4 protein-coding genes are annotated in these 3606 nt (G+C 77.8%); all 4 read right to left on the reverse strand.

Annotated features, from left to right (window positions below; all coding sequences use genetic code 11):
- Positions 1-215: 215 nt before the first annotated feature.
- Positions 216-419, reverse strand: a complete 204-nt coding sequence (locus tag QJS33_RS31030) for a hypothetical protein (RefSeq protein ID WP_306371632.1) — start codon at positions 417-419, stop codon at positions 216-218.
- Between the two features lie 24 nt (positions 420-443).
- Positions 444-1694: a methylaspartate mutase gene (locus tag QJS33_RS31035; protein WP_306371633.1), complete on the reverse strand. Its 1251-nt coding sequence runs from the start codon at positions 1692-1694 to the stop codon at positions 444-446.
- Positions 1691-2143: a cobalamin B12-binding domain-containing protein gene (locus QJS33_RS31040; protein ID WP_306371634.1), complete on the reverse strand. Its 453-nt coding sequence runs from the start codon at positions 2141-2143 to the stop codon at positions 1691-1693. Before QJS33_RS31040 ends, QJS33_RS31035 begins: the two co-directional genes overlap by 4 nt.
- Before the next feature lie 128 nt (positions 2144-2271).
- Positions 2272-3516, reverse strand: coding sequence for an ATP-grasp domain-containing protein (locus QJS33_RS31045; protein ID WP_306371635.1), 1245 nt, complete (start codon positions 3514-3516; stop codon positions 2272-2274).
- Positions 3517-3606: the final 90 nt, after the last annotated feature.

Genomic DNA, 3606 nt, shown 5'->3' on the forward strand with positions numbered 1-3606 from the left:
GGGGGTGGTGGGGGGGGCGGGGTAGTCCGGGGGTGGGGGGGGGGGGGTGGGGGGGGGCGGCGCGGGGGGGGTGGGGGGGGGGGGGGGGGGGGGGTCGGTGGGCTGGTGGGGGGGGGGCGGGCGTGGGGGGTGGGGGGGGGGGGGGGGGGGGTGGGGGGGGGGGGGGGGGGTGGGGGGGGGGGGTCGTGGGCCGGAGCGGGCGCCGGGCGGGGCCGTCAGGCGGCGGGCACCGGCCGCAGCCGGCCGCGGGGGTCGGGGGCGCGCCCCGTCCGGACGCCCAGGAGGGCGTCGCGCAGGGCCGGGGTCACCGGGCCGGGGGTGCCGTCGCCGACCGCCCGGTCGCCGTCGCACACACGGGCGACGGGGGTGACCGTGTGCGGGGTGAAGGCGTGGCCGTAGGCGGTGCCGCCCGGTCCCATGGGGGTGCTCCTCGTCTCGGCGGGTCAGTGGACGGCGGCGTCGTAGCGGCGCTCGACGTAGGACAGGGTCTCCAGGAGGTTCGCGGAGGTGACGGCGGACCGGCGGGCGGGTGTCCCGACGGCGGGCAGCGGGAGGCCCCCGGTGTCCGACCAGCGCAGCCGCCCCGTGTCGTCGATGTAGGAGCGGACCCGCCCGGCGTTGTCGGGGTGCAGGCAGTAGGGGATGTCCAGCAGGCCCCGGCGGAAGGCGCGGAGCAGGGCGTCGCCCACGTCGTCGGACAGGTCCAGGACCGCCTCGACGAGGGCGCACGCCTCGCGGTAGGTCTCTCCCCCGTCGTCGGACGGGTCCGGCCGCGTCTCCCGGGCCGCTCGGGCCGCCGTCTCCAGGGCGCGCACGTTCTCCTCGATCGTGGGGATGCGGTGCGCCTCCGCCTCGGTCTTGACGATGACGCGTTCGGCCCCGGCGGCGACGGCGGTGTGCGCGGACCGGGTGAGCAGCGCGGACGCCCCCGCGGGGGTGCGGGGGAACACGCCCATGTAGGTGTAGAGCACGACGTGCCAGTCCACCCCGGGCAGCAGCTCCCCGGCGAGGCGGCGCAGGGCCCGGACGGCCTCGCGGTCCTGTTCGGCGCTGGTCTGCTGGGCGTAGCTCAGGGACAGGCTGGTGATGCCGTGGGCGGCGAAGAACATCCCCTCCAGGAGGGAGACGGCGACGAGCATGCTCGGCGGGCAGAGCTGGCCCAGCATGCACCCGCCGAAGCTCTCCAGGTGCGGGACCCGGCCCGGGCCGGCGCACGAGGCGAGGATCTCGGTGCTCTCGCGCCAGTTCGCCAGGGAACGCTCCAGGGGGACCCGGCCGTAGGGCAGGCAGTAGGAGACGGGGCCGCCCTCGGTGGCGTCCAGGCCGACCTCGATCAGCGCGTGGAAGATGTCCTGCGGGGCGGCGGACCCGTGCCTGACCTGGACGGGGAAGTCGGGGGCGTGCAGGTCGCGCAGCAGCGCGCGGGTGTCGTCGCGGTCGCGGGCCACGATCGGGTAGCCGTTGAGGGCGCCGCCGCCCTCGGCGATGGCCCGGCGGGCGGACGCGTGGTCGCCGACCCGGGTGTAGCTGTCCAGGGTGAGCGTGCCGACCGTCGCGGCGCGGGCGGCGCGGGTGGCCTCCAGGCCCCGCCGCATCAGGGCCGGGTCGCCGAACCCCATGCGGGGCTGGACCACGAGTTCCCCGGCGGCGCGGGCGGACGCGATGCGGGCGCCGAAGGGCGCGGGGGCGGTCACGACGCGACCCGGAGCTCGAAGCGGGACAGGTAGGAGACGAAGGCGTCGATGTCGGCGTCGCCGAAGACCGCGTCGAAGCCCGCGTCCGTCAGCTCCCGGACCCGGTCCGCGTCCAGGGGTCCGTTCACCCCCAGCTTGCCCCCGATCACCACCGGGACCGGGGACAGCTCGGGGCGGGAGCGCAGGGCCGTGACGGCCCGGAGCCCGTCCTGGTGGCCGTGCCCGTTGACGCTGCCCAGGACGATGAGCCGGGGGGACAGTGCCAGGGCCTCGTCGACGAGCAGCCGGTCGGGGACGCAGGGGCCGAGGTTGGCGACGCGGTGCCCCGCCTCCTCCAGCAGGAGCTGGAGGAAGACGAGGTTCCACGTGTGCGCGTCGGACGAGGTGCCCGAGAGCAGGATCTCCGCTCGTTCGGGTGCCGGGATGTCTCCCGTGATGAGGGATCTCATGACGTACCGCCAGGGGTGTCGGGGGGTGGTTCTCAACGGCTGTGGGAAAACTACGTCCGGCCCCCGCCCCGGGCCGGAAGTGTCGGGCGGAAGATGGGCGGCACCTCCGTGGCGGTTCCGGTCCCGGCTCAGTCCGCCGGCACCACCGCGGGCTCCGGCCCGGCGGTGAGCACGGCCAGGGCGCCCACGGCCTCCTGTGCCCGGGCGGCCGCCTCCGCGGCGGTGCGGCCGAGCGCGATGACGTGCCCGATCCGGTCGCGGAAGCTGCGGGTGATCTCGATCCGGTCGCCCTCCCGGGCGGTGACCACGGCGGACACGACCCCGGGCAGGTCGGCGGCGGCCCCGGTGAAGGCCGCCAGCACCGTCCCGGGCTCGGCGGCGAACAGGAAGCGGATGGCCGCCGCTCCCGACCGGTCCGGCGCGAGGCCGGGGCGGTGGCCGAGCACGCGGTCGACGGCGGCCCCCACCAGGTCGACGCCGGTGGCCGCGCGGACCAGTGCGGGGATCATGCCGCCCGCCAGCCGCGGGTTGACCTCCACCACCCGCGGGCCCGCCGCGGTCAGGCGGATCTCCACGTGGGCCGGTCCCCAGCCCAGCCCCAGCGCCGCGAGCGCGGCGAGGGCGGTCTCGGCGAGCGCCCGTTCGCGGACCCCGGGAAGCGGTGCCGGGTACTCGTGGCCGGTCTCCAGAAAGAGGGGGTGCGGTCCCAGGTGTTTGGCGGTGATCCCGACGACCCGGCCGTCGAAGGTCTCCACCGAGTACTCCGGCCCCTCCAGGTACGACTCCACCAGGGCGCGGGCACCGGTCCGGCCCGCCAGCAGGGGGATGAGCGCGGACTCCGCCTCGTCCGCACGGGCGCACAGGCGCACGCCGTCGGAGCCGGAGCCCAGCACCGGCTTGACCACGGCGCGGCCGGCCGCGGCGATGACCGCGCGGGCCGCCGCGACGCCCGCGGGCACCGAGGCCACCTCGTGGAAGGCGGGGACCGGGACCCCGGCGGCGGCCAGCGCCGCGCGCTGGCGGGCCTTGGCCCGGGTGCGGTCGACCGCGTGGGGGTCGGGGGCGGGCAGGCACAGGGAGCGCGCCGCGGCGGCGGCCGTCGCCACGAAGTACTCGGAGCTGGAGGTCACCCCGGCCACGGGGCCGGGCAGGCCGCGGCAGGCGCGCAGGACCGCCGCGCGGTCGGCGGTGTCGACGGTGACGGCGGCGATGCCGTCCCGGGCGACGTAGGGGTAGCGGTCGGGGTCGCGGGAGAGCAGGACCGGTTCGGTGCCGCGGTCGCGGGCGGCGGCGCAGAACGCGCGCCCGGAGCCGGTGGTGTTGCTCTCGACCAGGACGAGGTGGGGGACGCCGGGACGGGGGATGTCGCGCATGGTGCTGCCTTCCTGGAAGGGGTGACGGGTCAGGCCGGGACCGGGGTGGCGGGGGCGCCCAGGGCGCGCAGCGCCCCGGCGAGGCGGGCG

The organism is Nocardiopsis sp. CC223A (assembly GCF_030766825.1).
Classification (GTDB): Bacteria; Actinomycetota; Actinomycetes; order Streptosporangiales; family Streptosporangiaceae; genus Nocardiopsis.